24 protein-coding genes and 2 tRNA genes are annotated in these 23,946 nt (G+C 64.6%); 24 read left to right on the plus strand and 2 right to left on the minus strand.

Annotation, left to right across the window (positions count from 1 at the left end):
* Window positions 1-111 precede the first annotated feature (111 nt).
* The 24 genes from Q4543_RS00145 to Q4543_RS00260 all read left to right on the plus strand — a co-directional run bounded on the left by Q4543_RS00145 (window position 112) and on the right by Q4543_RS00260 (window position 22,204).
* The gene (locus Q4543_RS00145) at window positions 112-3,555 is read left to right on the plus strand and encodes a pyruvate carboxylase (RefSeq protein ID WP_303435710.1); all 3,444 of its coding nucleotides are present in this window, start codon (window positions 112-114) and stop codon (window positions 3,553-3,555) included.
* Between the two features lie 302 nt (window positions 3,556-3,857).
* Complete coding sequence (locus Q4543_RS00150) at window positions 3,858-4,520, plus strand: choice-of-anchor E domain-containing protein (RefSeq protein WP_303435711.1); 663 nt, start codon at window positions 3,858-3,860, stop codon at window positions 4,518-4,520.
* A 283-nt stretch (window positions 4,521-4,803) separates the two neighbouring features.
* A tRNA-Gly gene (locus Q4543_RS00155) sits at window positions 4,804-4,878 on the plus strand.
* A gap of 30 nt (window positions 4,879-4,908) precedes the next feature.
* A tRNA-Gly gene (locus Q4543_RS00160) sits at window positions 4,909-4,983 on the plus strand.
* 198 nt (window positions 4,984-5,181) lie between these two features.
* On the plus strand, window positions 5,182-5,625 hold the full coding sequence (locus Q4543_RS00165) for a hypothetical protein (protein WP_303435712.1): 444 nt from the start codon (window positions 5,182-5,184) through the stop codon (window positions 5,623-5,625).
* Window positions 5,622-6,281: a MotA/TolQ/ExbB proton channel family protein gene (locus Q4543_RS00170; protein ID WP_303435714.1), complete on the plus strand. Its 660-nt coding sequence runs from the start codon at window positions 5,622-5,624 to the stop codon at window positions 6,279-6,281. The genes Q4543_RS00165 and Q4543_RS00170 overlap by 4 nt, the downstream gene beginning before the upstream one ends.
* Window positions 6,274-6,657, plus strand: coding sequence for a biopolymer transporter ExbD (locus Q4543_RS00175; protein WP_303435715.1), 384 nt, complete (start codon window positions 6,274-6,276; stop codon window positions 6,655-6,657). Before Q4543_RS00170 ends, Q4543_RS00175 begins: the two co-directional genes overlap by 8 nt.
* Entirely contained in the window at window positions 6,657-7,046 is a 390-nt protein-coding gene (locus tag Q4543_RS00180; protein WP_303435716.1) for a biopolymer transporter ExbD, read from the plus strand. The genes Q4543_RS00175 and Q4543_RS00180 overlap by 1 nt, the downstream gene beginning before the upstream one ends.
* On the plus strand, window positions 7,043-8,014 hold the full coding sequence (locus Q4543_RS00185) for a TonB family protein (RefSeq protein WP_303435717.1): 972 nt from the start codon (window positions 7,043-7,045) through the stop codon (window positions 8,012-8,014). Before Q4543_RS00180 ends, Q4543_RS00185 begins: the two co-directional genes overlap by 4 nt.
* Before the next feature lie 861 nt (window positions 8,015-8,875).
* Window positions 8,876-9,181 carry a hypothetical protein gene (locus Q4543_RS00190; RefSeq protein WP_303435718.1) on the plus strand — a complete coding sequence of 102 codons (306 nt, stop codon included), beginning with the start codon at window positions 8,876-8,878 and terminating at the stop codon, window positions 9,179-9,181.
* Window positions 9,166-9,486 (plus strand): antibiotic biosynthesis monooxygenase, encoded by a 321-nt coding sequence (locus tag Q4543_RS00195; protein ID WP_303435719.1) that lies wholly within the window; start codon window positions 9,166-9,168, stop codon window positions 9,484-9,486. Before Q4543_RS00190 ends, Q4543_RS00195 begins: the two co-directional genes overlap by 16 nt.
* Window positions 9,487-9,888: 402 nt before the next feature.
* Window positions 9,889-10,674 (plus strand): 23S rRNA (adenine(2030)-N(6))-methyltransferase RlmJ, encoded by a 786-nt coding sequence (locus Q4543_RS00200; protein ID WP_303435720.1) that lies wholly within the window; start codon window positions 9,889-9,891, stop codon window positions 10,672-10,674.
* A gap of 260 nt (window positions 10,675-10,934) precedes the next feature.
* Window positions 10,935-11,363, plus strand: coding sequence for a hypothetical protein (locus Q4543_RS00205; RefSeq protein ID WP_303435721.1), 429 nt, complete (start codon window positions 10,935-10,937; stop codon window positions 11,361-11,363).
* 83 nt (window positions 11,364-11,446) lie between these two features.
* The gene (locus tag Q4543_RS00210; RefSeq protein WP_303435722.1) at window positions 11,447-11,893 is read left to right on the plus strand and encodes a TerB family tellurite resistance protein; all 447 of its coding nucleotides are present in this window, start codon (window positions 11,447-11,449) and stop codon (window positions 11,891-11,893) included.
* Window positions 11,894-11,952: 59 nt separating this feature from the next.
* Window positions 11,953-12,393, plus strand: a complete 441-nt coding sequence (locus tag Q4543_RS00215; protein WP_216004275.1) for a TerB family tellurite resistance protein — start codon at window positions 11,953-11,955, stop codon at window positions 12,391-12,393.
* 133 nt (window positions 12,394-12,526) lie between these two features.
* Entirely contained in the window at window positions 12,527-13,303 is a 777-nt protein-coding gene (locus Q4543_RS00220) for an ABC transporter ATP-binding protein (protein WP_303435723.1), read from the plus strand.
* Between the two features lie 33 nt (window positions 13,304-13,336).
* The gene (locus tag Q4543_RS00225; protein WP_303435724.1) at window positions 13,337-14,065 is read left to right on the plus strand and encodes a transporter substrate-binding domain-containing protein; all 729 of its coding nucleotides are present in this window, start codon (window positions 13,337-13,339) and stop codon (window positions 14,063-14,065) included.
* Between the two features lie 52 nt (window positions 14,066-14,117).
* The gene (locus Q4543_RS00230; RefSeq protein ID WP_303435882.1) at window positions 14,118-14,999 is read left to right on the plus strand and encodes an ABC transporter permease; all 882 of its coding nucleotides are present in this window, start codon (window positions 14,118-14,120) and stop codon (window positions 14,997-14,999) included.
* A 91-nt stretch (window positions 15,000-15,090) separates the two neighbouring features.
* Window positions 15,091-15,897: an ABC transporter permease gene (locus tag Q4543_RS00235; protein WP_303435725.1), complete on the plus strand. Its 807-nt coding sequence runs from the start codon at window positions 15,091-15,093 to the stop codon at window positions 15,895-15,897.
* Between the two features lie 115 nt (window positions 15,898-16,012).
* Window positions 16,013-17,356, plus strand: coding sequence for a glutamine synthetase family protein (locus tag Q4543_RS00240; RefSeq protein ID WP_303435726.1), 1,344 nt, complete (start codon window positions 16,013-16,015; stop codon window positions 17,354-17,356).
* A 62-nt stretch (window positions 17,357-17,418) separates the two neighbouring features.
* On the plus strand, window positions 17,419-18,102 hold the full coding sequence (locus tag Q4543_RS00245) for a type 1 glutamine amidotransferase (RefSeq protein ID WP_303435727.1): 684 nt from the start codon (window positions 17,419-17,421) through the stop codon (window positions 18,100-18,102).
* Complete coding sequence (locus Q4543_RS00250) at window positions 18,099-19,457, plus strand: glutamine synthetase family protein (RefSeq protein WP_303435728.1); 1,359 nt, start codon at window positions 18,099-18,101, stop codon at window positions 19,455-19,457. Before Q4543_RS00245 ends, Q4543_RS00250 begins: the two co-directional genes overlap by 4 nt.
* 119 nt (window positions 19,458-19,576) lie before the next feature.
* On the plus strand, window positions 19,577-20,878 hold the full coding sequence (locus Q4543_RS00255) for an FAD-binding oxidoreductase (RefSeq protein ID WP_303435729.1): 1,302 nt from the start codon (window positions 19,577-19,579) through the stop codon (window positions 20,876-20,878).
* A gap of 114 nt (window positions 20,879-20,992) precedes the next feature.
* On the plus strand, window positions 20,993-22,204 hold the full coding sequence (locus Q4543_RS00260) for a DegT/DnrJ/EryC1/StrS aminotransferase family protein (protein ID WP_303435730.1): 1,212 nt from the start codon (window positions 20,993-20,995) through the stop codon (window positions 22,202-22,204).
* Between the two features lie 50 nt (window positions 22,205-22,254).
* Here the strand turns inward: Q4543_RS00260 and phaR are convergent, their stop codons facing one another.
* Together phaR and Q4543_RS00270 are read right to left on the minus strand one after the other, a co-directional pair.
* On the minus strand, window positions 22,255-22,800 hold the full coding sequence (gene phaR, locus Q4543_RS00265; RefSeq protein ID WP_216004266.1) for a polyhydroxyalkanoate synthesis repressor PhaR: 546 nt from the start codon (window positions 22,798-22,800) through the stop codon (window positions 22,255-22,257).
* Between the two features lie 96 nt (window positions 22,801-22,896).
* Window positions 22,897-23,865 carry a Gfo/Idh/MocA family protein gene (locus Q4543_RS00270; protein WP_303435731.1) on the minus strand — a complete coding sequence of 323 codons (969 nt, stop codon included), beginning with the start codon at window positions 23,863-23,865 and terminating at the stop codon, window positions 22,897-22,899.
* Between the last annotated feature and the right edge of the window lie 81 nt (window positions 23,866-23,946).

The raw sequence follows: 23,946 nt of genomic DNA on the forward strand, positions 1-23,946 counted from the left end.
AACCCGTCGCAATTCGTGGCAAAACTTGCAAACCCGCCTTGCGCCGCAACGCGGCATGGCGTTCACTCTGCGTCACGGTCGACAAGGCCTTAGACGGAGGAAAGAGACGCAATGCCCGAGTTCAACAAGATTCTCATTGCGAACAGGGGGGAGATCGCCATTCGCATCATGCGGGCGGCGAACGAGATGGGCAAGAAGACGGTCGCCGTCTTCGCCGAGGAAGACAAGCTTGGCCTGCACCGCTTCAAGGCGGACGAAGCCTACCGGATCGGCGAGGGGCTTGGCCCCGTTGCGGCCTATCTGTCGATCCCCGAGATCATCCGTGTGGCCAAGCTGTCGGGGGCGGATGCGATCCACCCGGGCTATGGCCTGCTGTCGGAAAACCCCGAGTTCGTCGATGCCTGCGATGCCGCCGGGATCACCTTTATCGGCCCCAAGGCGGCCACCATGCGCGCCCTTGGCGACAAGGCGAGCGCCCGCAAGGTTGCCATCGAGGCCGGCGTGCCGGTCATCCCCGCCACCGAGGTTCTGGCCGATGACTGGGACGCCATCACCAAAGAAGCCGAGGAAATCGGCTATCCGCTGATGCTCAAGGCCTCCTGGGGCGGCGGCGGGCGCGGCATGCGCCCGATCAACGGCCCCGAAGAGCTCAAGGAAAAGGTGCTTGAAGGACGGCGCGAAGCCGAGGCTGCCTTTGGCAACGGCGAAGGTTATCTGGAAAAGATGATCATCCGCGCCCGCCACGTCGAGGTGCAGATCCTTGGCGACAAGATGGGCAACATCTATCACCTGTACGAGCGCGACTGCTCGGTGCAGCGCCGCAACCAGAAGGTCGTCGAGCGCGCCCCCGCGCCGTATCTGTCCGAGGCGCAGCGCGAGGAAATCTGCGAGCTTGGCCGCAAGATCTGCGCCCATGTGAATTACGAATGCGCCGGTACCGTCGAATTCCTGATGGATATGGACAGCGGCAAGTTCTACTTTATCGAGGTGAACCCCCGCGTTCAGGTCGAACACACCGTCACCGAAGAGGTGACCGGCATCGACATCGTTCAGGCGCAGATCCTGATCGCCGAGGGTAAATCCCTCGCCGAGGCCACTGGCAAAGCCTCGCAATACGATGTGCGCCTGACCGGCCACGCGCTTCAGACCCGGATCACCACCGAAGATCCGACCAACAATTTCATCCCCGATTACGGCCGCATCACCGCCTATCGCAGCGCCACCGGCATGGGCATCCGCCTAGACGGCGGCACCGCCTATGCGGGCGGCGTTATCACCCGCTACTACGATTCTCTGCTGGTGAAGGTGACCGCCAAGGCCCCCACCCCGGAAAAGGCGATCAAGCGGATGGACCGCGCCCTGCGCGAATTCCGCATCCGGGGGGTTAGCACGAACATCGACTTCGTGATCAACCTGCTGAAACATCCGGTGTTCCTGAACAACCAGTACAGCACCAAGTTCATCGACACGACGCCCGAGCTGTTCGATTTCAAGAAGCGCCGCGACCGGGGCACCAAGGTGCTGACCTATATCGCCGATATCACGGTGAACGGTCACCCCGAGGTACAGAACCGCCCCAAGCCTGCCGCCGAACTGAAACCGGCGCGCCCGCCCCTGCTGCAGCACGAGGTGCCCCCCGCCGGCACCCGCACCCTGCTGGAAGAAAAGGGAGCGCAGGCGGTGGCAGACTGGATGTCAGCCCAGAAACGCCTGCTGATCACCGACACCACCATGCGGGACGGGCACCAGTCGCTGCTGGCGACGCGGATGCGGTCCATCGACATGATCAAGGTGGCGCCCGCCTATGCCGCGAACATGTCCGATCTGTTCTCGGTCGAATGCTGGGGCGGCGCGACCTTCGACGTGGCCTACCGCTTCTTGCAGGAATGCCCGTGGCAGCGGCTGCGCGACATCCGGGCACGGATGCCCAACATCATGACGCAGATGCTGCTGCGCGCCTCGAACGGGGTCGGCTATACCAACTATCCCGACAACGTGGTGCAAAGCTTTGTCGCACAGGCGGCCGCCAGCGGCGTCGATGTGTTCCGGGTGTTCGATTCGCTCAACTGGGTCGAGAACATGCGCGTGGCGATGGATGCGGTCATCGACTCGGGCAAGATCTGCGAAGGCACGATCTGCTACACCGGCGATATCCTCGATCCCGACCGGGCAAAGTACAACCTTGCCTACTATGTCGACATGGGCAAGGAACTGAAGGCCGCTGGCGCGCATGTGCTGGGGCTCAAGGACATGGCCGGGCTGCTCAAGGCCAATTCCGCCGGCGCGCTGATCAAGGCGCTAAAGGAAGAGGTCGGCCTGCCGATCCATTTCCACACCCATGACACCAGCGGCGCGTCGATTGCCACGGTGATCGAAGCCGCGCGCGCGGGCGTCGATGCGGTGGATGCGGCAATGGATGCGCTGTCGGGCAACACCTCGCAACCGACGCTGGGCAGCATCGTCGAGGCGCTGCGCCACACCGACCGCGACACGCTGCTGGATGTCGGCACCATCCGCGAGCTGTCGAACTACTGGGAAGCGGTGCGCGGCCAGTACGCCGCGTTCGAGTCCGGTCTTCAGGCGCCGGCCTCCGAGGTTTACCTGCACGAGATGCCCGGCGGGCAGTTCACCAACCTCAAGGCGCAGGCCCGCTCGATGGGGCTCGAAGAGCGCTGGCACGAGGTCGCGCAGACCTATGCTGACGTGAACAAGATGTTCGGCGATATCGTCAAGGTGACGCCCTCGTCCAAGGTGGTCGGCGACATGGCGCTGATGATGGTGTCGCAGAACCTGACCCGCGCCCAGGTCGAAGACCCCGCCACCGATGTCAGCTTCCCCGATTCGGTGATCGACATGATGCGCGGCAATCTCGGCCAACCGCCGGGCGGCTTCCCTGAAACCATCGTCAACAAGGTGCTGAAAGGCGAAAGCCCCAATCTGGAACGCCCCGGCGCGCATCTTGCCCCGGCCGATCTGGACGCGTTGCGCGCCGAGCTGGCGGCGAAATTCCCCGACGAAGACTTCGACGACGAGGATTTCAACGGCTACCTGATGTACCCCAAGGTCTTCACCGACTACGCCGCCCGCCACGAGGAATACGGCCCGGTGCGGGTGCTGCCGACGCTGACCTATTTCTACGGGATGCAGCCCGGCGAAGAGATCACCGCCGAAATCGACCCCGGCAAGACGCTGGAAATCCGGCTGATCACCGTGGGCGAGACGCAGGATGACGGCGAGGTCCGGGTGTTCTTCGAACTCAACGGCCAGCCGCGCGCGGTGCGCGTGCCCAACCGCAAGGCCAAGGCCACCAGCGTCGCCCGCCCCAAGGCGGAGGTCGGCAACCCCTCGCATATCGGCGCGCCGATGCCCGGCGTGGTGGCATCTGTCGCGGTGCAGGCCGGGGCGCAGGTCAAGACCGGCGATCTGCTTCTGACCATCGAGGCGATGAAGATGGAAACCGGCCTGCACGCCGAACGCGATGCGGTGATCAAGGCGGTTCACGTGGTGCCCGGCGGTCAGATCGACGCCAAGGATCTGCTTATCGAGCTTGAATGACCCCGCGCCACAGGCGTGGATGCGACTGACAGGGCGGCCCGGTGATTCCGGGCCGTCTTTTCGTTTCCGCGGGACGGCCTTGCGCTGCCCCGCCCCAGGATATTCGCCCAAAAACCCACCTTTTGCTTCCCGCATGGGGTGAATAACTGAGCCAATATCTGCAATTTATGGTTGCACATGTGCTGAAAACACACAAAATTTGCTTAAATGCTTTCGACACCTGCACCTTGGTATTGCCAGCCCCCCGAAAGGCCATTTATGCAGGTCGCGTAACGAAAGAAATTCGATTGAAGGCAGTTCCGATGAATCTTTTCACGACATCCGCCGCCGCGGTTCTGCTTTTTGCAGGCGCAGCGAATGCCGCGACCGTCAGCTACAGCGCGTCTATTGCGACCAGCACGACCAGCTGGGAAGATAGCGTTGCTCTTTCCATGTTTGACGAGACGCTCGGCACGCTCAACAGCGTCACCCTGTCCCTCTATGGTACGGCCAGCGGCACGGCAAAGGCGGAAAGCCTCGATGCCTCGCCGGCCGACGTTTCGCTCAGCCTTGGCGCGAACATCGTGGGTACCTACACCGGTTACGGCTTCGACGTTTCCGTCAATCCGCTTGCGAATAGTGTCACGAGCCTCAGCGCGTATGACGGCACCATCGATTTCGCCGGCACCTCCGGTGTCACCTACGAAGGTCTGACGGCAGACGATACCGACTCGGCAACCTTCACCAGTGCCCTCGAGGCCTTCATTGGCACCGGCACCTTCACGCTTGACCTGGCTGCCCAGGGCAACAGCAGCGGAACCGGTGCGGGCAACCTGATCACCCAGTTCGCCACCAGCGCCGGCGCCACCGCCTACGTGATCTACGACTACACCCCGACCTCGACGGTGCCGCTGCCTGCGGGTGCACCGCTGCTGCTGCTCGGTGTCGGCGGGATTGCGCTGCTGCGTCGTCGCAAGACGGCCTGACCCAAGCCCAGACGATTTTCAGGCCCGCCGCGCCCCCGCGCGGCGGGCCTTTTCATGCGCTCAGTCGCCCTGCCCCGCAATCAACGGGCTGGCATCGCGCTTGAACAGCGCTGACATGCCGGCAATCTGGCCAGCGCCCAAGCCTCATTGCAGATGGCCGCGCGAGCCACCCCCTATTGTTACGCAAGGGCACAGAGCCCCGCCGCGAATTTCCGCAAAAAGGTGACAATTTCCTCTTGCGGAGCGGCGCGGGAAACCGTAAATGCCCCCCTACCAACCGGTTGCGGGCGTAGCTCAGGGGTAGAGCATAACCTTGCCAAGGTTAGGGTCGGGCGTTCGAATCGCCTCGCCCGCTCCAGTTGGTCAACGACAGCTCGGCTGTCACGGTGCGGGCGTAGCTCAGGGGTAGAGCATAACCTTGCCAAGGTTAGGGTCGGGCGTTCGAATCGCCTCGCCCGCTCCAATATCTTCTTCGGAAGACGTGAAAAAGGGTCGCCTTCGGGCGGCCCTTTCGCGTTTCAGAGGCACCGAGGTATTGTTGATAAAGTTAATAAGGTATTGCAAGTCAGGGCCAAACGTGGTGTCACGGACCGTGACCTTCACGCCAGCATCCAGACGGGTGCAAGCACGTCCTGTTGATCTGTTTTCTAGGGAGCTGCCGGTGCCTCGCGTCATCCGTCCCCATGCCGTTTTCGCGCTGTTCTGCGCCATTGTCACGCTTTGCCTTGCCGCCCCGGTCGCGGCCGACGGCGATGCCCCCGGCGGGCTGTCGATCGAGCTTAATGCCCAGGAACAGACCGAGCGCGGCTGCAAGCTGAGCTTTCTGGCGCGCAACGGCAGCGGGGCCGACATTGCCTCGGCGATTTACGAGACGGTGCTGTTCGACAGCACCGGGCAGGTCAACCAGCTGACGCTGTTCGATTTCGGCGCGCTGCCGACGAACAAGCCGCGCCTGCGGCAATTTGTGGTGCCGGGGCTGCAATGCGATGCGCTGGGTCAGGTGCTGATCAACGGCGCCGCCACCTGCGAGGCGGATGCGGGCGCCGATGCCTGCACAAGCGCGCTGACCCTGACCAGCCGCACCGGTGTGGAGATGATGGGATGAACGCGCTTGATATGCTGACGGACGCAATCCAGCGTCTTTACGATCTTGGCGGGCCGGTGGTGCTGTTTCTTACGGCGGTATCAGTGCTGACGCTGGCGGTGGTGCTTTACAAGCTCTGGCAATTCCGCGCCGCAGGCGTTGGCCGCCACCGGGCGCTGCGCGATGCGGTGGCAGCATGGGATCGCGGCGAGCGCGCCGAATCCGCCCGCGCGCTGGAACGCTCGCGCAGCTATTTGCGCCCGGTGATCGCGATGGCGATGGCGGGCGATGTCGATAGCGCCCGGCTTGATGCCGAGGCCGAAACCCGTTTTGCCGCGTTGGAACGGGGCTTTCGCTTTCTCGACGGGGTGGCGCAACTGTCGCCGCTCGTCGGCCTGTTCGGCACGGTTCTGGGCATGATCACCGCGTTTCAGGCCCTGCAGGAAGCCGGCAGTCAGGTCGATCCGTCGCTGCTGGCGGGCGGCATCTGGGTGGCGTTGCTGACGACTGCGGTGGGCCTTGCCGTCGCCATGCCGACGCAGGTTCTGCTCAGCTGGCTTGAAACACGCATCGACGCCGAGCGGGTGCTGGCCGGTCAGGCGCTGCGCACCATCGAATCCCCTGCCGCCGGGCGCGAGGCTGCGCCAAAGCCGCAAGGGCTGCGCGTCCATGCGTAAGGCACGGCGCAGGAACCGGCTGTCGATGACCTCGCTCATCGACGTGATCTTCCTGCTGCTGCTGTTCTTCATGCTCAGCTCGACCTTTTCCAAATTCTCCGAGGTCGAACTGATGGCCGCCGGTGCCGGAGTCGGCACGGGCGATGCCCGCCCGTTGTTCCTGCGGCTGGGGCCGGACAGCGTAACGCTCAACGCCGCGGAGCTGACGCTCGACACCCTGCCCGAGGCGCTCAGCCCCGAAGCGGGCGAGCCCGAGGAAAACCGCCCGCTGCTGGTGTCGTTGCAACCGGGGGTCAGCGCCCAGCGGCTGACCGATCTGCTGGTGGTGCTGCGCCGCGTGCCCGGCTTTGCGCCAACAATTCTCGGAGGCGCCTGATGATCAGAACTCATCGCCCCAGATCGAAGTCAGAGCCGACCATCGCGCTGATCAACATCGTCTTCCTGATGCTGATCTTCTTTCTGGTAGCCGGTCAGGTGGCGCAGCCGCTGGGCGAATCGCTGACGCTGGTGCGCACCGCCGATCTCGATAGTGCCGCCGCGCCGTCGGATGCGCTGGTCGTGACGCCGGACGGGGCGCTGTCGCTGCGCGGCACGGCGCTTGCCAGCCCCGAGGCGTTTCTGGCGGCGCTCGATACCCCCCCGTCCGAGGTGCGCATCGTGCCCGACCGCGATCTTCCCGCAGAGGATCTGGTGGCGCTGGCCCGTGCCCTTCGTCGGGGCGGGGCAGAAAAGGTCATCGTGGTGACCGAACGGGGGCTGGAATGAACGCTGTACGGACATCCCGCGCCGCAAAGCTGGCGGCGGCCCTGCTGGCTTGCGGGGCGCATGGCGCACTAGCCCTGGCGCTGATGCAGACCGAGCCGCCGGTGAAGATCGAAGGCGCCTCTGGCGGCGAGGCAGCGCTTGGATCGAGCTTTGCCGACATGTCGCGCGGCACGCTGACGTCTGAGCCGACCGAAGAGGTGCTGACGCCCGAGGCCACCCCAACGCAGCCCACAGAACCCGAGCAAGCCATCGCGCCGGAGCCCGCGCCACAGCGCGCGGCAGAGGCCGCCGTTGCGCCCTCCCCAGAGCCTTTGACGCCAGAGCCCCTGACGCCCTCGGCGCAGCCCGACGTGATCGCCGCCTTGCCGCCAGAAACCGCGGAGCCGGCCAAGGCAGAACCGCCGGATCAGCCCGCGCCTTTGGTCGCCGAAGACACGCCTTCGGATGAGGCCGTTGCGGTATCGCGCCGCCCCGCCGTGCGCCCGGACACGCTGACACCGCCGCCCAAGGCCGAAGCTGCCAAGCCGACGCGCAAGGCAGAAGCCGCCGAGCCGACGAAAAAAACCCGCGCGGAGCCCGCGCCAAAGCGCCAGCAAGCGCCCCAAGGCAATGCCGAGCGCAGCGCACGCGCCGGGCAGGCGACGGGCAGCGACAGCGGGCGCGCCGCCTCCAGCGGCCAAGGCGGCAAATCGGACGCGGCCGGCAATGCCGCCGCGAGCAACTATCCCGGCGAGGTGATGCGCAAGCTGAGCCGCGTGGCGCGCCCCCGTCTCAACACGCGCGGCAGTGCGGTCATTGCCTTCAACATTGGCGGCAACGGCGGGCTTGCCGGGCTGTCGGTGGCGCGCAGTTCCGGGTCGGCGGCGCTGGATCAGGCGGCGTTGCGGGTGGTGCAGCGCGCCGCCCCCTTCCCCGCGCCGCCCTCGGGCGCGCGGCGCAGCTTTTCAATCGAGATCAAGGCGCGTTAAAGCGCAGCAAAAATCGCCTGCCGCATCGCTCCGAGGGGCCTGTCGCCTTAGGGCAGTTTCGGCAGCGTCGCGCCAAAGCTCCGCCCAGCTGCCTTGCCCGACACCAGATGCGCCGTGTCATCGGCATCAAATGGTGCCAAGGCGCATCTCGGGGCCCCCCAGCGCGCCCTGCTGCGGGCAACAGCTCGCGCGTCGGCTGTGCACCGCGTGATCCGCGATATGGCAAAGAGAGACTCCCCGCATCGCGGGCATGGCGCAGCTTCCCAGCTCAGATCCAGTGTCCTGCCCAATTCGAGGTCAGGGCTCAGCCCGATGCGCCGCCCCGGCAAGTTGCGCCAGTCGTCTGCGCTGCCATCTCCGGCGCTTTGCCTGCCCAACCCGGTCGAGCCGGCCAGATCAACATAGACCCCGCGTGCCAGCCCATCGGATGCTTCAAGCGGGCCTCCGTCACCGTGGACATGATCGAGCCCGCTGTCGCTGCTCACATGCCACCGCCGGGCATTGCAACCGTTCACCGGCACAAAACCGGTGTCGTCCGCGTCAACAGACCGGACGGGACGTGAGACACGCCGACGAACCATGTTTCGGAGTTTCTCGACATCCCCATGCAGCGAACTGTCGTGACCACATCGCCGATGATCGGCAAGAATTGCCGTATACACCCAACTGCCGAAATCATAGGCCAGCCGCCAAGGCTCATCTCGTAGAAACAGCGCAAGGTCGGTGTCCCTACCGCCCGGCGCGTTGCTGGCGCACACACGCTGCTGACCTTCGACATTGCGCCGACGATAAAGCACGCAGTGTTCTTCACCGTCAGCACCGTGGTCCGCTCGGTGTTCAACCTGGCCTGACGGAACGGCCATGTCGACGTCGATTTCAACGCCGCACCCAGCTCGCCCGCATTCTGGCGCAGATCGGCGCGCCTGCGGGCAAAGACGACCGCCGCAACTCTTCCTTGACGCGCCGGTCTCGGCGCTCAACATTGCCCACCAGCTGCACGTGATGCGGATCGCCCGCGAGTTTGCCGAGGCTGGCGACGGGGTGATCGCCATGATGCACGATCGTACACTGACGGCGATGTTCGCCGACCGTATCGCGATAATGTCCGGCTGGCACATCCGCGCCGCGCCACCCTCCGGAAAGGCCCCTGAATGTACCTCGCAATGAACCGCTTCACCGTCACGTCCGAAAACGCCGCCGCCTTCGAGGCGCTCTGGCTGTCGCGCGACAGCCGACTGCACGAAAACCCCGGCTTCGTCGCCTTTCACATGCTCAAAGGGCCCGAGGAAGACGGCCAGATCCTCTACGCCTCGCACACCGTCTGGGAATCCGAAGACGCCTTCCGCACCTGGACCCGCTCCGACAGCTTTCGCGCCGCCCATGCCCGCGCTGGAGGCACCCGAAAATTGCACGAAGGCACACCGAAATTCGAAGGCTTCACCGCCATCCAGCACATCCCGGCCCCGGCCTGACAGCGCCGCGCCCGCCCTTCATCTTGCCCCTAAACTCCGGGGAGCGCGAGGGGCTGGCCCCTCGCATCGCAACGCCTCGACCCGGCGCTTGGCTCGCCTGCGGCACCGGCCCCATCGCCCTTTGAAAACGAGTGGATCGGCCTGCGACTCAGGCCCATGCAATTGGCGCGCAACACAAAGTCGCTCGCGCCTCCATGTATCGCCATCTTCGGGGTGCCGGCTGACAATAAATCCGCACATGGCCTGCGCGATCTGATCACCCTTGCCACCAAAGCCCCGCCGCGACGGGTCTCACCCCCGCCCGGCACGCGATCGGCAAGGAATCTCGGGCAGTCTGCCAGCAGCGGTCGCAACCGGCACTCCGATGCTCTAGAACCACGGCAAACACCTCTGGGAGCCGCCATGCTATCCTATCAGCACCTTTACCATGCCGGAAACCTCGCGGATGTGCAGAAACACGCGATGCTTGGCTACATGCTCGATTACCTGATGCGCAAACCCAAGCCGATCAGCTACATCGAAACCCATGCCGGGCGCGGGCTATACGATCTGTCCGCCGCCGAGGCGCTGCGCACCGGCGAGGCCGAAAAGGGCATCGGTGCCTTGTCAGGCGATCTGCCGAGGGATCACCCCTATACTCTGGCCCTGTACCAGATCCGCGACGCGCAGGGGCCAGACGCCTACCCCGGCTCGCCGTTGATCGCCCGCACCCTGCTGCGCGACATCGACCGTCTGCATCTGGCCGAACTGCACCCGCAGGAACACGCCGCGCTCGAACGCGCGCTGAGCGGCCCCGGCGTTGCCATCCACCGCACCGACGGTTTCGAGCTGGCACAAAGTCTGTGCCCCCCCGAGCCACGGCGGGGCCTGATGCTGGTCGACCCGTCCTACGAGGTCAAGAACGACTACGACCGCATTCCGCGCTTTCTGGCGCAGGTGGCACGTAAATGGAATGTCGGGGTGCTGGCGCTTTGGTACCCGGTGCTGACTTCGGGGCTGCATCAGCCGATGCTGCGCGCCCTGACCGATGCCCACCCCGGCGCCCTGCGCCACGAGGTGCATTTCCCACCCATCCGCGACGGCCACCGGATGATCGGATCGGGCATGTTCGTGATCAACCCGCCTTGGGGGCTGGCAGATGAGACCCGCCGCATCGACCGGCTGTTTGCATCGGCCAGAAAACGCTGAGCGGATCGCTCCATCCTGTGTATTCTACCGTGATGACCAGCGCCCCGGCCCCGGTTGCCTTGTCAGAGCCCCCCGCCATCCTGCAGCGGGTTTCTGCACAACTGCGTCGGGGCGGCACTGGTTTGGCAGCGCCGCGGTGCGCTGACACGATTTTGCCCATTGCCGCAACTGGCCACGCGCCCCAGATTGTATCCGCGTAAACTGGAAAGGACTGACATGCCCGGACATCTTCACGCACAATCCCTCGGGGAACGAGCAACTTGGGCCGCAATCTGAGGTTCTGGCTGGCGGCTCCGAATGCCACCCCATTTGACCCGAGCGATGCGCCATTGGCGCTTGGCGCGCTGCTGTTGCGCGCGGCGCAAACCGATCATGCCGCGCTTTTCGCACGCCCCGGCGCGCTGGCCGCGATTCTTGCCCATTGTTACGACCTGACCGCGCGCGAGGCCGCCGAGATGCTGGAAGCCTGTGATCGGGTCGAAGCCGTCGCACCGCCGGGCTGCGATTTCGCTAGGCTGTTGCACAAGGCGATCTGCAATACCGACCGCCGCGCCATGGCCCGCCGCCTGTGCGAAGCACTGGTGGCCGGGGGGTATTGCGGCCCGGGCGATCCGCGCATCGCAACGCTGATCGAGGCCGTTCTTGGCATCGAGGACCATGACAGCGCGGCATCACGCCGCGCCAGCTAAGGTTGAATTCTCTGCCACCGCACCCGCTAACGTGTTAGGATCTGGCACAGCAAGATCCCGTCCCCGGCCAGAGGACCAAAGCCATGTTCGAGCGACTGAAAGCGATGCTGCACCTTGGAGAGGCGCCCGGCGCACCGTTGCCGGAACTCGATTACAGCCATGCGCTGGGGGCGTTGCTGGTCAAGGTCGCAATGGCGGATCAGGCCTATCTGTTCGAGGAAATCGAACAGATCGACCGCATCCTTGCCGAGGCCTGCGGGCTAGACCCGGTCAGGGCCGCGCGGATGCGCGCCACATGTGAAAAGCTCGCGTTGCACGGCCCGGAGATCGAAACCATGGCCGAGCACATCCGCGGCGCCGTGCCGCTGGCGCAGCGCCGTGCCGCCGCCGAAGCGCTGTGGAAAGTCGTTCATGCCGACGGCGTCACCGGCACCCGCGAATCCGCGCTGGTGGCATTGATCGAGGAACATCTCGGTCTTGGCGACGATGCCCTCGAACCCGACCGCCAGAGGCTGCTGAACACGCTATAACCTCACGCCCGCGCGAGAGGCGCTTTCCCGCCGGGCAACCCCGCGCTATATGCAGGGACATGTTCGCAGATTTCCTCCGCAGGCTCACCGAGCCGGGCCCGACCCGCCTTCCCGACACCGACGCGCGGCTTGCGCTGACGGCCCTTCTGGTGCGCGTCGCCCGGGCCGACGAAACCTACGATGCCGCCGAAAGCGCCCGCATCGACCGCATCGTGGCGCAGCGCTACGGCCTGTCGCCGTTCGAGGCGAGCAAGCTGCGCGGCGAGGCAGAGGCGCTTGAGGCCGAGGCCCCGGACACGGTGCGCTTTACCCGCGCGATCAAGGATGCGGTGGATTACCAGCACCGCATCGGCGTGATCGAGGCGCTGTGGCAGGTGGTGCTGGCCGATGGCGTGCGCGAGGCCGAAGAAGACGCGCTGCTGCGCCTTGTGTCGAACCTGCTGGGCATCAGCGACGTGGACTCGGCGATGGCGCGCAAGCGGGTATCGGGCGAGGCATAAGCGCCCCGCGCATGGGCGCCTGCCGCATGACGCGGCGAAAACCCTGCGTTTGGTGCTGTTTTGCACATTGCATTGGGCGCGGCTTTACGCCCATGTTTGCGTTGACCGACCAATCAAGACCCAGAGGTATGGCTTGCCAAACGCCACCCCCGTCATCGAGATCCGAAATCTCCACAAGGCCTATGGCAGCCTCGAAGTGCTCAAGGGCGTGCATGTCACCGCCCATCGCGGCGACGTGGTGTCGCTGATCGGCTCTTCGGGGTCGGGCAAATCGACGCTTCTGCGCTGTTGCAACCTGCTGGAGGACAGCCAGCGCGGCGAGATCCTGTTCAATGGCGAGCCGGTGGCATGGCAGGGCGAAGACCACGCCCGCCGCCCCGCCGATCCCAAGCAGGTTCTGCGCATCCGCACCAACCTGTCGATGGTGTTCCAGCAGTTCAACCTGTGGGCCCATATGACCATCCTTCAGAACGTGATGGAAGCGCCGGTGACGGTGCTGCGCCGCCCCCGCGCCGAGGTCGAGAAAGCCGCGCGCGCCTATCTCGACAAGGTCGGCATCGGTGACAAATGCGATGCCTTTCCCGCGCAGTTGTCGGGCGGGCAGCAGCAACGCGCCGCCATCGCGCGCGCGCTGTGCATGGAACCGCAGGCGCTGCTGTTCGACGAGCCGACCTCGGCGCTCGATCCCGAGCTCGAGCAGGAGGTCATCAAGGTCATCAAGTCGCTGGCCGAAGAAGGCCGCACCATGCTGATCGTCACCCATGACATGAAGATGGCCGCAGACGTGAGCGATCACGTGGTGTTCCTGCATCAAGGCCTGATCGAGGAAGAAGGCCCGCCGCAGACGCTGTTCGGCGCGCCCAAATCGGAACGCCTGCAAGGCTTTTTGAAATCCACGACCCACGCGTAAGCCGTGGGCGATACCAACCAAGGGATGAACAAGATGAACAAGATCCTTTTCGGCACCGCCGTTCTGGCACTGAGCGCTGGCGCGGCGCTGGCGCAGGACGTGGTGCGGCTGGGCACCGAGGGCGCCTATCCTCCGTACAACTTCATCAACGATGCGGGCGAGGTCGATGGCTTTGAACGCGTTCTGGGCGACGAGCTGTGCAAGCGCGCCGAGCTGACCTGCGAATGGGTCACCAACGACTGGGATTCGATCATTCCGAACCTCGTATCGGGCAACTACGACGCCATCATCGCGGGCATGTCGATCACGCCTGAGCGTGAAGAGGTTGTCGCCTTCACCCAGAACTACACCCCGCCGTCGCCCTCGGCCTTTGCGGCGATGATGGACGGGATCGATCTGGAAACCGCAGTGATCGCGGCGCAGACCGGCACCATCCAGTCGGCGCATGTGGCGACGATGGAAGGCGCGACCCTTGTCGAATACCCCACCCCCGACGAGACCGTCGCGGCGATGATGGCCGGCGAGGCCGATGTGGTGCTGTCCGACAAGGATTACCTGATCCCGGTGGTCGAGGAATCCGGCGGCGAGGTGATGTTTGTCGGCGATGACGTGCCACTGGGCGGCGGCATCGGCATGGCCTTCCGCCAGTCCGACCCGGAGCTGCGCGAGACATTCGACGCGGCGATCCAGAGCATGAAGGATGACGGCACGCTCAACGCCATGATCGTCGAATATCTGGGCGCCGACAGCCCCAAGTTCTGATGCTTTTTGCCCCGGCGCAACAGCCGGGGCATCCCTGACCGGAGAGCCCGCCATCTTCACCGCCTGCGCCGATCCTTCCGCCCTGACGGGCCTAAGCTGGCTTGCCTGTTATCTGACAACCGGCAAGCACATGGCGTTTTACGGCTCTTTCGGGACCGTGCTGCTGCTGCTCGCGATCACCGCGCCGGTGGCGTTGGGAATGGGGTTTCTGGGGGCGATGGGCGCGCGCGCGCGAATTGCGCCGCTGCGCTGGCTGGGCCAAGGCTATATCGCGGTGGTGCGCGGGGTTCCGGACATCGCGTTCTTCCTGTTCTTCGTGATCGCACTGGATCAGGGGTTCGAATGGCTACGCCATCAGGTGAAATGCCCCGACTGGCCCGATGCCATCCGTCAGGGCAATGATTTCGTGGTCTGCCCGGCGGCCAAGCTGCCGCTGAGTTCGTCGCCGCAGATCTGGCACGAGATCTATGGCTTTTCGCTGGCAGTACTGACCTTTGCCATCGTATTTGGCGCCTTCGCCGCCAATGTGCTGTACGGCGCGATGAAGGCGGTGCCCCATGCCCAGCTTGAAACCGCCGAGGCATACGGGATGTCGCACCGCCAGACCTTCTGGCGCATTCTGATCCCGCAAATGTGGGTTTATGCGCTGCCCGGCCTGTCGAACCTGTGGATGGTGCTGATCAAGGCCACCCCGCTGCTGTTCCTGCTCGGGGTCGAGGACATCGTCTACTGGGCACGCGAACTAGGCGGATCGAAGACGGCGCGCTTCACCGATTATCCGCATGGCGATTGGCGCGTGTGGTATTTCGCGGCGCTGCTGGTGTTCTACCTGTGCTTCACGCGGGTGTCGGAGATCGTGCTGGCGCGGCTGATGAGGCGGCTCACCCATGGTCAGGCGACCTTGGGCGGCGAAACGCAAAGAAAGGCGGCGTGATGCCTCTGGCGAAGGTCGCAGTGGGGCGCTGCCCCACACCCCGGGATATTTATGGCCAGAAGAAGCGCCTGCCGGGCACTGGGGGTGAGGCATGAGTTGCTGGGATGTGGTGGCCGATTACGGGCTGCGCTCGCTGGGCATTGGCGAGCGGCTGTTGCCGCGCGATGATTTCACTCTGTGCAAGCAGGTGGTGCTGATCGGATCGGGGATGATCTGGAACGTCTATTTCGGCATTTCGGCGTTGCTTTGCGGGTTCTTTCTGGCGACCGCGCTGGCGGTTGGCAAGGCATCGCGGGTGACGCCGCTGCGCAAGGCGGCGGAATGGTTCATCTTTGTCTTTCGCGGCTCGCCGCTGTTTATCCAGTTTTTCTTCGCCTACTTCCTGTTCCTGTCGCTGAAATCGGTCTCGCCGCTGTTCGACCCGCTGTCCTCGGCTTGGCTGGGGGCGCTGATCGTGCTGTTCTTCAACACCGCCGCCTATTCGGGCGAAATCTTTTATGGCGCGTTGTTGTCGGTTCCCAAGAGCGATATCGAGGCCGCGGATGCCTATGGCTTTACCGGCTGGTCGCGGTTTCGGCGCATCGTCTGGCCAACCATGCTGCGGCTGGCATGGCCTGCCTATACCAACGAGGCGATCTTTCTGTTCCACGCCACCACGCTGGTGTTCTTCAGTGGCTTTCCGGCATGGCAGCAACGCGGCGACGCGCTGTATTATGCCAGCTATTTCGCCGACAAGACCTTCAACCCGTTCGTGGCATACCCGATCCTTGCGGGCTATTTCATCCTGTTGACGCTGATCGTCATCGCGGTGTTCGGGGCGATCAACCAGCGTCTCAACCGGCACTTGCCGCAGGCACGCCGGCAAAAAATCCGCTACCGGCCGAATCTGATCCGCTGAGGTGCCTGCGCATTGCCTATTGCGGCAAATGCGCCACCCGACGGCGAGCCGCCGCTTGCCACAGAGCCCGGCCTCCGCTACCGTGGAATTTGATCATATTCCTCACTGGTGACCCATGAACGATCCCAAGAGCTGGCTGCGCAAGAACCCGCAGGTCCGTACGATCCGCGTCGGGGCCTCGGACCTCAACGGGCAGATGCGCGGCAAGCGCGTGCCTACCCGCTTTGCCGACAAGGTGGTCGAAGAAGGCACCCGGTTTCCGCTGTCTGTGATGAACCTCGACATCTGGGGCGAAGACATCGACGACAGCCCGCTGGTGTTCGAAACCGGCGACCGCGACGGCGTACTGCGCCCGACCGAGCGCGGCTTTGTGCCGATGCCATGGCTCGAGGCGCCCACCGCCCTGCTGCCGATCTGGATGTATCTTGAAGACGGCCGCCCGTTCGAGGGCGATCCGCGCCATGCGCTGGCGCAGGTGCTCAAGCGCTACAAGGCGCGCGGGCTGACCCCGATGGTGGCGATCGAGCTGGAGTTCTTTCTGATCGACGACAGCGGCAAGTCGTTGCAGGTGCCGCTGTCGCCCCGGTCGAACAAGCGGCGCAAGGCGGCGGAGGTGATGTCGATCCGGGCGCTCGATGCCTTCGACACCTTCTTTACCGATCTCTACGACGCCTGCGAAGACATGGACATTCCCGCTGATCAGGCGATTTCCGAGGCCGGGCTTGGCCAGTTCGAAATCAACCTGATGCATCAGGCCGACGCGCTGCACGCCGCCGACGATGCGTGGCTGTTCAAGATGCTGGTGCGCGGTCTGGCCCGGCGTCATGGCTTTGCCGCCAGCTTCATGGCCAAGCCTTATGAGGATTATCCCGGCTCTGGCATGCATGTGCATTTCTCGGTGATGGACGAAGACGGCAACAACATCTTTGACGATGGCGGCCCCAAGGGCACCGATACACTGCGTCATGCCGTGGGCGGCCTGCTCAATGCCATGCATGACAGCACGCTGATCTTTGCCCCGCACAAGAACAGCTACGAGCGGCTGGTGCCGGAAAATCACGCCCCCTGCGGCATTTCATGGGCCTACGAAAACCGCACCTCGGCGATCCGCATTCCCGGCGGCAGCGCCAAGGCACGCCGCATCGAACACCGTGTGGCGGGGGGCGATGTAAACCCGTATCTGCTGCTGGCGACCCTTCTGGGCGCGGCTCTGATCGGGATCGAGGATCAGGCAGAGCCGCCCGCCCCGATCACCGGCAACGCCTATGCGCAGGAGATGCCGCTTATTCCCGGCAGCTGGGGCGAAGCCATGGATGCGTTCGAGACCAGCACGATCATGCCGCGCATCCTTCCGCCCGGACTGATCCGCTATTTCCTCGCGACCAAGCGGCAAGAGCTGCACTACATGGCCGAGCTGTCGCCCGCAGAGCAGGTGGAAATCTATCTCGATACCGTCTGACCCCCCTTCCCGCGCCACGCGCGCGGGTCTACGGTCGGCCCATCACGAACATTGGTACTTGCATGAAAATCGGCATCCTTCAGCCCGGCCTCGTGCCGGACGTCATCCTCGAAGAGGTTGGCGATTACGACGCGCAATTCCGGGCGCTGCTGGCCGGACACGGGTTCGACTTCGAAACCTGGAAGGTGGTGAACGGCAACTTCCCCGCCGGCCCCGATGACGCCGACGGCTGGCTGATCACCGGCTCGCGCCATGGCGCCTACGAAAATCACCCGTGGATGGCGCCGCTCGAAGAGCTGATCCGCGCCATCTATGCCAGCGGCAAGCCGTTGATCGGGGTCTGCTTTGGCCATCAGATCATCGCGCAGGCGCTGGGAGGCAAGGTCGAGAAATCCGAGCAAGGTTGGGTCGTCGGCCCGACGCTGTACCGCTATGGCGACAGGCTGCGGCTGGTAAACGCGTGGCATCAGGATCAGGTTGTCACCCTGCCCGAGGGGGCCGAGGTGGTCGCCTCGTCCGAGATTTGCCCCTATGCCGCGATCCACTACCCCGGCCATGCCTACACGGTGCAGCCGCACCCGGAATTCCGCCGCGATTTCGCCCAGGCGCTGATCGTGCACCGTGCCCCCGGCGTGGTGCCGCCCGCGCTGGTCGACGAGGCCACGGCCAAGCTGGACATGCCGCTCGACAGTGCTGAAATCGGCGCGCAATTCGCCACCTTCTTCAAGGAAAAGAGGCTCGCATGACTCACCCGACCTCGAACCTGCCCGATGCCGCCGCCGCCTACCTGGAAGGCCGCCGGCTTGACGAGGTGGAATGCATCATTTCGGATCTGCCGGGCATCGCGCGCGGCAAAGCAGTGCCGGCGTCGAAGTTTCAACGCCAGGACTATTTCCATCTGCCGGATTCGATCTTTTACCAGACCATCACCGGCGAATGGGGCGAGGCTGCCGGCGAGGAAGGCTTTATCGAGCGCGACATGATCCTGAAGCCCGACATGAGCACGGCCACCGCCGCGCCATGGACGGCGGACTGGACGCTTCAGGTCATTCATGATGCCTATGACCGCAAGGGCAATGCCATTCCGTTTGCGCCGCGCAACGTGCTCAAGCGGGTGTGCAAACTGTACGAGGACCAGGGCTGGCAGCCGATCGTGGCACCGGAGATGGAATTCTTCATCGTGGCGCGCAACCTCGATCCGGCCAAGGACATCCAGCCGATGATGGGCCGTTCGGGGCGGCCCGCCGCCGCGCGTCAGGCCTATTCGATGACCGCCGTCGACGAATTCGGCCCGGTGATCGACGATATCTACGATTTCGCCGAGGCGCAGGGCTTCGAGATCGACGGCATCACCCAGGAAGGCGGCGCGGGGCAGCTTGAAATCAACCTGCGGCATGGCGATCCGGTCAAGCTGGCGGACGAGGTGTTCTATTTCAAGCGGCTGATCCGCGAGGCGGCGCTGCGCCATGACTGCTTTGCCACCTTCATGGCCAAGCCAATCGCCAACGAGCCGGGATCGGCCATGCACATCCACCATTCGGTGATGGATATGGAAACCGGGCGGAACATCTTTACCGGCCCTGCGGGCGGCGAAACCGATGCGTTTTTCAACTTCATCGGGGGCTTGCAGAAATACATGCCCGCCGCCGTGGCGGTGATGGCGCCCTATGTGAATTCCTATCGGCGCTACGTGCCGGGCCATGCGGCGCCGATCAACCTTGAATGGGGGCGCGACAACCGCACCACCGGCATCCGCATCCCGCTGTCGGGCCCTGACGCGCGCCGGGTCGAGAACCGGCTGGCAGGGATGGATTGCAACCCCTATCTGGGGATCGCGGCGTCGCTGGCCTGCGGCTATCTTGGCATGATGGAAGAGGTTCGCCCGTCCAAGCAGTTCCGCGGCGACGCCTATGAGGGCGAAGGCGACATCCCGCGGGTGCTCGGCTCTGCGCTGGATCTGTGGGATGAGGCGACAGCGCTGCACGAGGTGATGGGGCCGGAATTCGCGCGGGTCTACGCCATCGTGAAACGGGCGGAATACGAGGAATTCCTGTCGGTGATCTCGCCGTGGGAACGTGAGCATCTGCTGCTCAACGTGTAGGTGAGCAGCAGATGCTCAACCTCCGAGCCTGTGGCGGGGGAGGCAGGGGGGCCAGCCCCCCTCGGCGCCTGCGCGCCTCACCCCCCGGAGTTTATTTGGCAAGATGAAGGGCGGGCCTGATGGATCTGTTGTTCTCGAATGACCGGCAGGGTCACTATCCGGAAAGCTGGTACGCGGCGACGGCGCTACATGCGCAGGAGCATCAGCCCTTGCAGGGCGAGGTGCGGGCGGATGTCTGCATCGTGGGGGCCGGGTTTACCGGGCTGTCTGCGGCGCTGCACATGGCGCAGGCCGGGCTGGACGTGGTGGTGCTGGAGGCGCATCGCGTGGGCTTTGGCGCCTCGGGACGCAATGGCGGGCAGCTTGGAAGCGGGCAGCGGGTCGATCAATTGTCGCTGGAGGGGCTGATCGGGGCTGCGGATGCGCGCAAGTACTGGGATCTTGGCGAAGAGGCCAAGGATCTGGTGCGCGCGCTGGTGGCAAAGCACGGCATCGACTGTCAGCTGCGCGACGGCGTGGCGTGGTGTGGCTCGCGCCCCGGCGATGTGGCGCATCTGCATGAATACGCCGAGCATATGGCGACGCACTATGACTACGACATGGAGGTGATGGACGCAGATGCGTTTCGCGCGCTCTGCCCGTCGCCGGATTACTGCGGCGGCGTGTTGGACATGGGGGCGGCGCATCTGCACCCGCTGCGGCTGGCGCAGGGGTTGGCGCAGGCGGCCATTGGCGCGGGGGCGCGGGTGTTTGAACGCTCGCATGTCAGATCGGTCGACGAGGGGGCCGAATGTGTGGTGCATAGCGCCCAAGGCAAAGTGCGGGCCGGGCATGTGGTTTATGCTGGCAACGGCTATCTTGGATCGTTGCAGCCGAAGGTGGCGCGACGGGTGATGCCGATCAACAATTTCATCGTTGCGACAGAGCCTTTGCGCACGCGGGTGGCCGAGGTGTTGACCCGCGACGTGGCCGTGGCCGATTCGCGGCATGTGGTGAATTACTTCCGCCTGTCGCCGGACGGGCGGCTGCTGTTTGGCGGCGGCGAGAATTATTCCTACCGATTCCCGCAGGACATCCGCGCCAAGGTGCGCGCACCGATGCTGGAGATCTTCCCTTCGCTCAGGGATGTGCGGCTGGACTACGCCTGGGGCGGCACGCTGGGCATCACCATGAAGCGCCTGCCGCTGCTGGAGAGGTTGCGCCCCAATGTGCTCGCGGCGGCGGGATATTCCGGGCATGGTGTCGGCACCGCGGTTCATGCCGGGCGGCTTTTGGCCGAGGTGGTCAAGGGCAGCAGCGCTGGATTCGATGCCATGGCCGCGCTGCCGACCCCGCCCTTCCCCGGCGGTCCGTCCATGCGCACGCCCTTGTTGAAACTTGCAATGACATGGTTCGCACTGCGTGACCGGCTTGGCATCTGACACAGATTTGCAGCGTCTGGCGCCCTGACCGGCCGATCCCCGGCCGGTTTTAACTTGGTTGTCATGAAACTCGTGTTTAAGATTTCCCGAAACGGACATTCGGGAATTTGAAATATGAGCAGCCTGCCAAACATGCATGACGCCGAGCCGATCCCTGCCGAGGCGCGCGCCGAGATCGACCGCCTTTTGCAATCAGGCGATCTGTTCCGCTACACCGCCCCAGAGGATGCCCCCGTCGCGCTGCTGGAGCGTGAGTTCGCCGCGATGATGGGCAGCCGCTACGCGCTGGCGGTGTCGAGCTGTTCTGCGGCGCTGTTCCTGTCGCTCAAGGCGCTTGGCCTGCCGCGCGATGCGCGGGTGATGATCCCCGGTTTCACCTTTGCCGCCGTGCCCTCGGCCATCGTTCATGCCGATTGCATCCCGGTGCTCTGTGAGGTCGGCGAGAATTACCGCATCGACCTTGGCGATTTCGAAGCCAAACTGGACAGCGTGCAGGCGGTGATCATCAGCCATATGCGCGGCCACACCTCTGACATGGACGCGATCATGGCGCTGTGCGACGCGCGCGACATTCCAGTGGTCGAGGACGCGGCGCATTCGCTGGGCACCGTCTGGGGCGGGCGCAAGGTCGGCACCATCGGGCGCATCGGTTGCTTCAGCTTTCAGAGCTACAAGCTGGTGAACGCGGGCGAAGGCGGCATCCTGATCACCGATGATGCGGATATCGTGGCGCAGGCGGTGATCCTGTCTGGCGCTTACGAGCACACCTGGAAGAAACACGTGGCCCATGGCGACAATACCGGCGCGCTGGCCGAGGCCTTTGCACGCTGGCAGAACAAGCTGCCGCTGTACAATCTGCGCATGTCGAACCTGTCGGCGGCGGTGATCCGCCCGCAGCTGGCGCATGTAGAGCGCCGCATCCTCGACGGGCGGCGCAACCATGATTTCGTCGCCGAGCGGATCAATCGATCGCCATGGATTTATGTCCCGGACAAGTTGCCCCCTGAAGAGCGGGCACCGGATTCCCTGCAATTCAACCTGCAGAACATGACTCGCGATGAGATGCGCGCCTTTGCCGATGTCGCTGCCGCGCTGGGGGTCAAGGTGCAGGTTTTCGGCCTGTCGAGCGACAACGCCCGCGCCTTCTGGAACTGGCAGTTCCTGCCCGAGATGCCCGAGCTGCCGCGCACCCGCGCCATGCTGGAAGCGGCCTGCGACACCCGCCTGCCCGCCCGCCTGACGCTGGAGGATTGCGCTGCCGTGGCCGATATCCTCGTGACCGCCGCCGAACAGGTCATGTCCGAGACCCGCGCCTACGGCACCTGACACGCAAAAGGGGCGGCCTAAGGCCGCCCCCTGCCTGCCCCGCGGGCAGATTATTTCTGGATCTTCGCGAGCTTCGCCTGCAACTCGGCGAGCTGTTTCTTGACCGTCTCGAGGTCTTCAGCGTCCTCGGTTTCGGCTTCCGGCCCGGACCACTGGTTTCCCATGCCCCCGGTCATCGCCTTGAGAAACGCCTCCTGCTGCGCCTGCATCGCCTCGAAACCGGGAATCTTGGGCATCATCGGGTTCGAGGAGACGGTTTCCGCCCATTTGGACTGGCTGTCGCGGAACATCTCGAAGCTGGCAGCCAGAAACTGCGGCACCGCCGAGGTGGCTGTCGTGGTGTAGCTGCGCACCAGATCGGTCAACACGTTGATCGGCAAAACCGATTCCCCGCGTGATTCGTGTTCGGCAACGATTTGCAGCAAATATTGCCGGGTCAGGTCATCGCCCGATTTCAGATCGACGATCTGCACGTCCCGACCATCGCGGATGAACCCGGCGATGTCTTCGAGCGTCACGTAATCGCTCGTCTCGGTATTGTAGAGACGGCGGCTGGCATAGCGCTTTATCAGCAGCGGTTTGAGGTCGTCTGCCACGTCACCCTCCCTGGCCGTGAAACATTGTTGGCAAAGACTAAGCTCTCGCAGAATAAAAGGAAAGCACTAGCTTTCCCATGGGGATGCGAGCGGATGTCAGCCCGCCGCCGCGAGAATGGCATCCAGCAGCGCGCGGGTGCCCCGGCTTTGTTCCAGCGGTACGGGCCAGTCGGCACCGTCGCGCACGGCGCGGTTGAAGGCTTCGACCTGCAGAACATAGTGATTCTCGCGAGGGAACCGCCAGGTTTCCACATGGCCGCCGGGGCGGTGCAACTCGACGCGGGCCTCGCCAAAGACCTGCGCATTGTAGGGCACCGGCATCCGGATCACGCCGGTTTCACCATGGATCACGATTTCCTGCCACGGGGCGGCGCGCATCGACACCCGCCCGGTATAAAGAAACCCCGCGAACCGCGCCATCACATGCGCAGACACATCAACGCCGTTCTGCATCTCGATCTCGGCGGCGAGGATCGCTTGCGGCTCCTGCCCCGTCAGCAGACGGACCGAGCCAAAAGCATAGACGCCGATGTCGCCAAGCGCGCCGCCACCGGCGTCCGGCCGGTTGCGGATGTTTGCAAGGTCGTCGTTGAAGAAGCTGTGGGTCGAATCGATGCGCAGCAGCGGGCCAACGGCGCCCTCGTCCAGCAGGGCGCGCGCCTTGGCGTATTGCGGATGATGCGCGATCATCCATGCCTCGGCGATCAGCTTACCGCTGCGCTCGCGCGCGGCGATCAGCCGGTCGACCCCGGCCACATCCATCGCCACCGGCTTTTCGCACAGCACGTGCTTGCCCGCCTGCGCCGCCTTTTCCGACCACTCGACATGCAGCGCATTGGGCAGCGGGATGTACACCGCGTCGATGTCCGGCGACGCCAGCAGCGATTCGTAGCTGTCGAACACCGCGATACCCGGGGCGATCTCGGCAAAGGGCGCGGCCTTGTCCGGGCTGCTTGTGGCGATGGCGCTCAGCGTGCCGCCACGGGCGGCGTGGATCGCCGGCCCCATGTGCTCGCGCGCAAATTTCGCGGCCCCAAGAATGCCCCAGCGCAGATGATCGGTCATGATGCTGTCTCCTGTCCCGGCGCGGAGGATAGCCTATCGGCGCCTGCGGACAACCCGTTGAAAACGCAAACGGGCGACCCA

Origin of the sequence: Salipiger sp. 1_MG-2023, from assembly GCF_030547555.1 — a bacterium.
In the GTDB taxonomy this organism is placed as follows: domain Bacteria; phylum Pseudomonadota; class Alphaproteobacteria; order Rhodobacterales; family Rhodobacteraceae; genus Salipiger.

Coding starts and splice junctions, on each gene's coding strand:
- Q4543_RS00145 (WP_303435710.1), top strand. CDS start 112: ATGCCCGAGTTCAACAAGATTCTCATTGCGAACAGGGGGGAGATCGCC.
- Q4543_RS00150 (WP_303435711.1), top strand. CDS start 3,858: ATGAATCTTTTCACGACATCCGCCGCCGCGGTTCTGCTTTTTGCAGGC.
- Q4543_RS00170 (WP_303435714.1), top strand. CDS start 5,622: ATGAACGCGCTTGATATGCTGACGGACGCAATCCAGCGTCTTTACGAT.
- Q4543_RS00175 (WP_303435715.1), top strand. CDS start 6,274: ATGCGTAAGGCACGGCGCAGGAACCGGCTGTCGATGACCTCGCTCATC.
- Q4543_RS00180 (WP_303435716.1), top strand. CDS start 6,657: ATGATCAGAACTCATCGCCCCAGATCGAAGTCAGAGCCGACCATCGCG.
- Q4543_RS00185 (WP_303435717.1), top strand. CDS start 7,043: ATGAACGCTGTACGGACATCCCGCGCCGCAAAGCTGGCGGCGGCCCTG.
- Q4543_RS00190 (WP_303435718.1), top strand. CDS start 8,876: ATGTCGACGTCGATTTCAACGCCGCACCCAGCTCGCCCGCATTCTGGC.
- Q4543_RS00195 (WP_303435719.1), top strand. CDS start 9,166: ATGTACCTCGCAATGAACCGCTTCACCGTCACGTCCGAAAACGCCGCC.
- Q4543_RS00200 (WP_303435720.1), top strand. CDS start 9,889: ATGCTATCCTATCAGCACCTTTACCATGCCGGAAACCTCGCGGATGTG.
- Q4543_RS00210 (WP_303435722.1), top strand. CDS start 11,447: ATGTTCGAGCGACTGAAAGCGATGCTGCACCTTGGAGAGGCGCCCGGC.
- Q4543_RS00215 (WP_216004275.1), top strand. CDS start 11,953: ATGTTCGCAGATTTCCTCCGCAGGCTCACCGAGCCGGGCCCGACCCGC.
- Q4543_RS00225 (WP_303435724.1), top strand. CDS start 13,337: ATGAACAAGATCCTTTTCGGCACCGCCGTTCTGGCACTGAGCGCTGGC.
- Q4543_RS00235 (WP_303435725.1), top strand. CDS start 15,091: ATGAGTTGCTGGGATGTGGTGGCCGATTACGGGCTGCGCTCGCTGGGC.
- Q4543_RS00240 (WP_303435726.1), top strand. CDS start 16,013: ATGAACGATCCCAAGAGCTGGCTGCGCAAGAACCCGCAGGTCCGTACG.
- Q4543_RS00245 (WP_303435727.1), top strand. CDS start 17,419: ATGAAAATCGGCATCCTTCAGCCCGGCCTCGTGCCGGACGTCATCCTC.
- Q4543_RS00250 (WP_303435728.1), top strand. CDS start 18,099: ATGACTCACCCGACCTCGAACCTGCCCGATGCCGCCGCCGCCTACCTG.
- Q4543_RS00255 (WP_303435729.1), top strand. CDS start 19,577: ATGGATCTGTTGTTCTCGAATGACCGGCAGGGTCACTATCCGGAAAGC.
- Q4543_RS00260 (WP_303435730.1), top strand. CDS start 20,993: ATGAGCAGCCTGCCAAACATGCATGACGCCGAGCCGATCCCTGCCGAG.
- Q4543_RS00270 (WP_303435731.1), bottom strand. CDS start 23,865: ATGACCGATCATCTGCGCTGGGGCATTCTTGGGGCCGCGAAATTTGCG.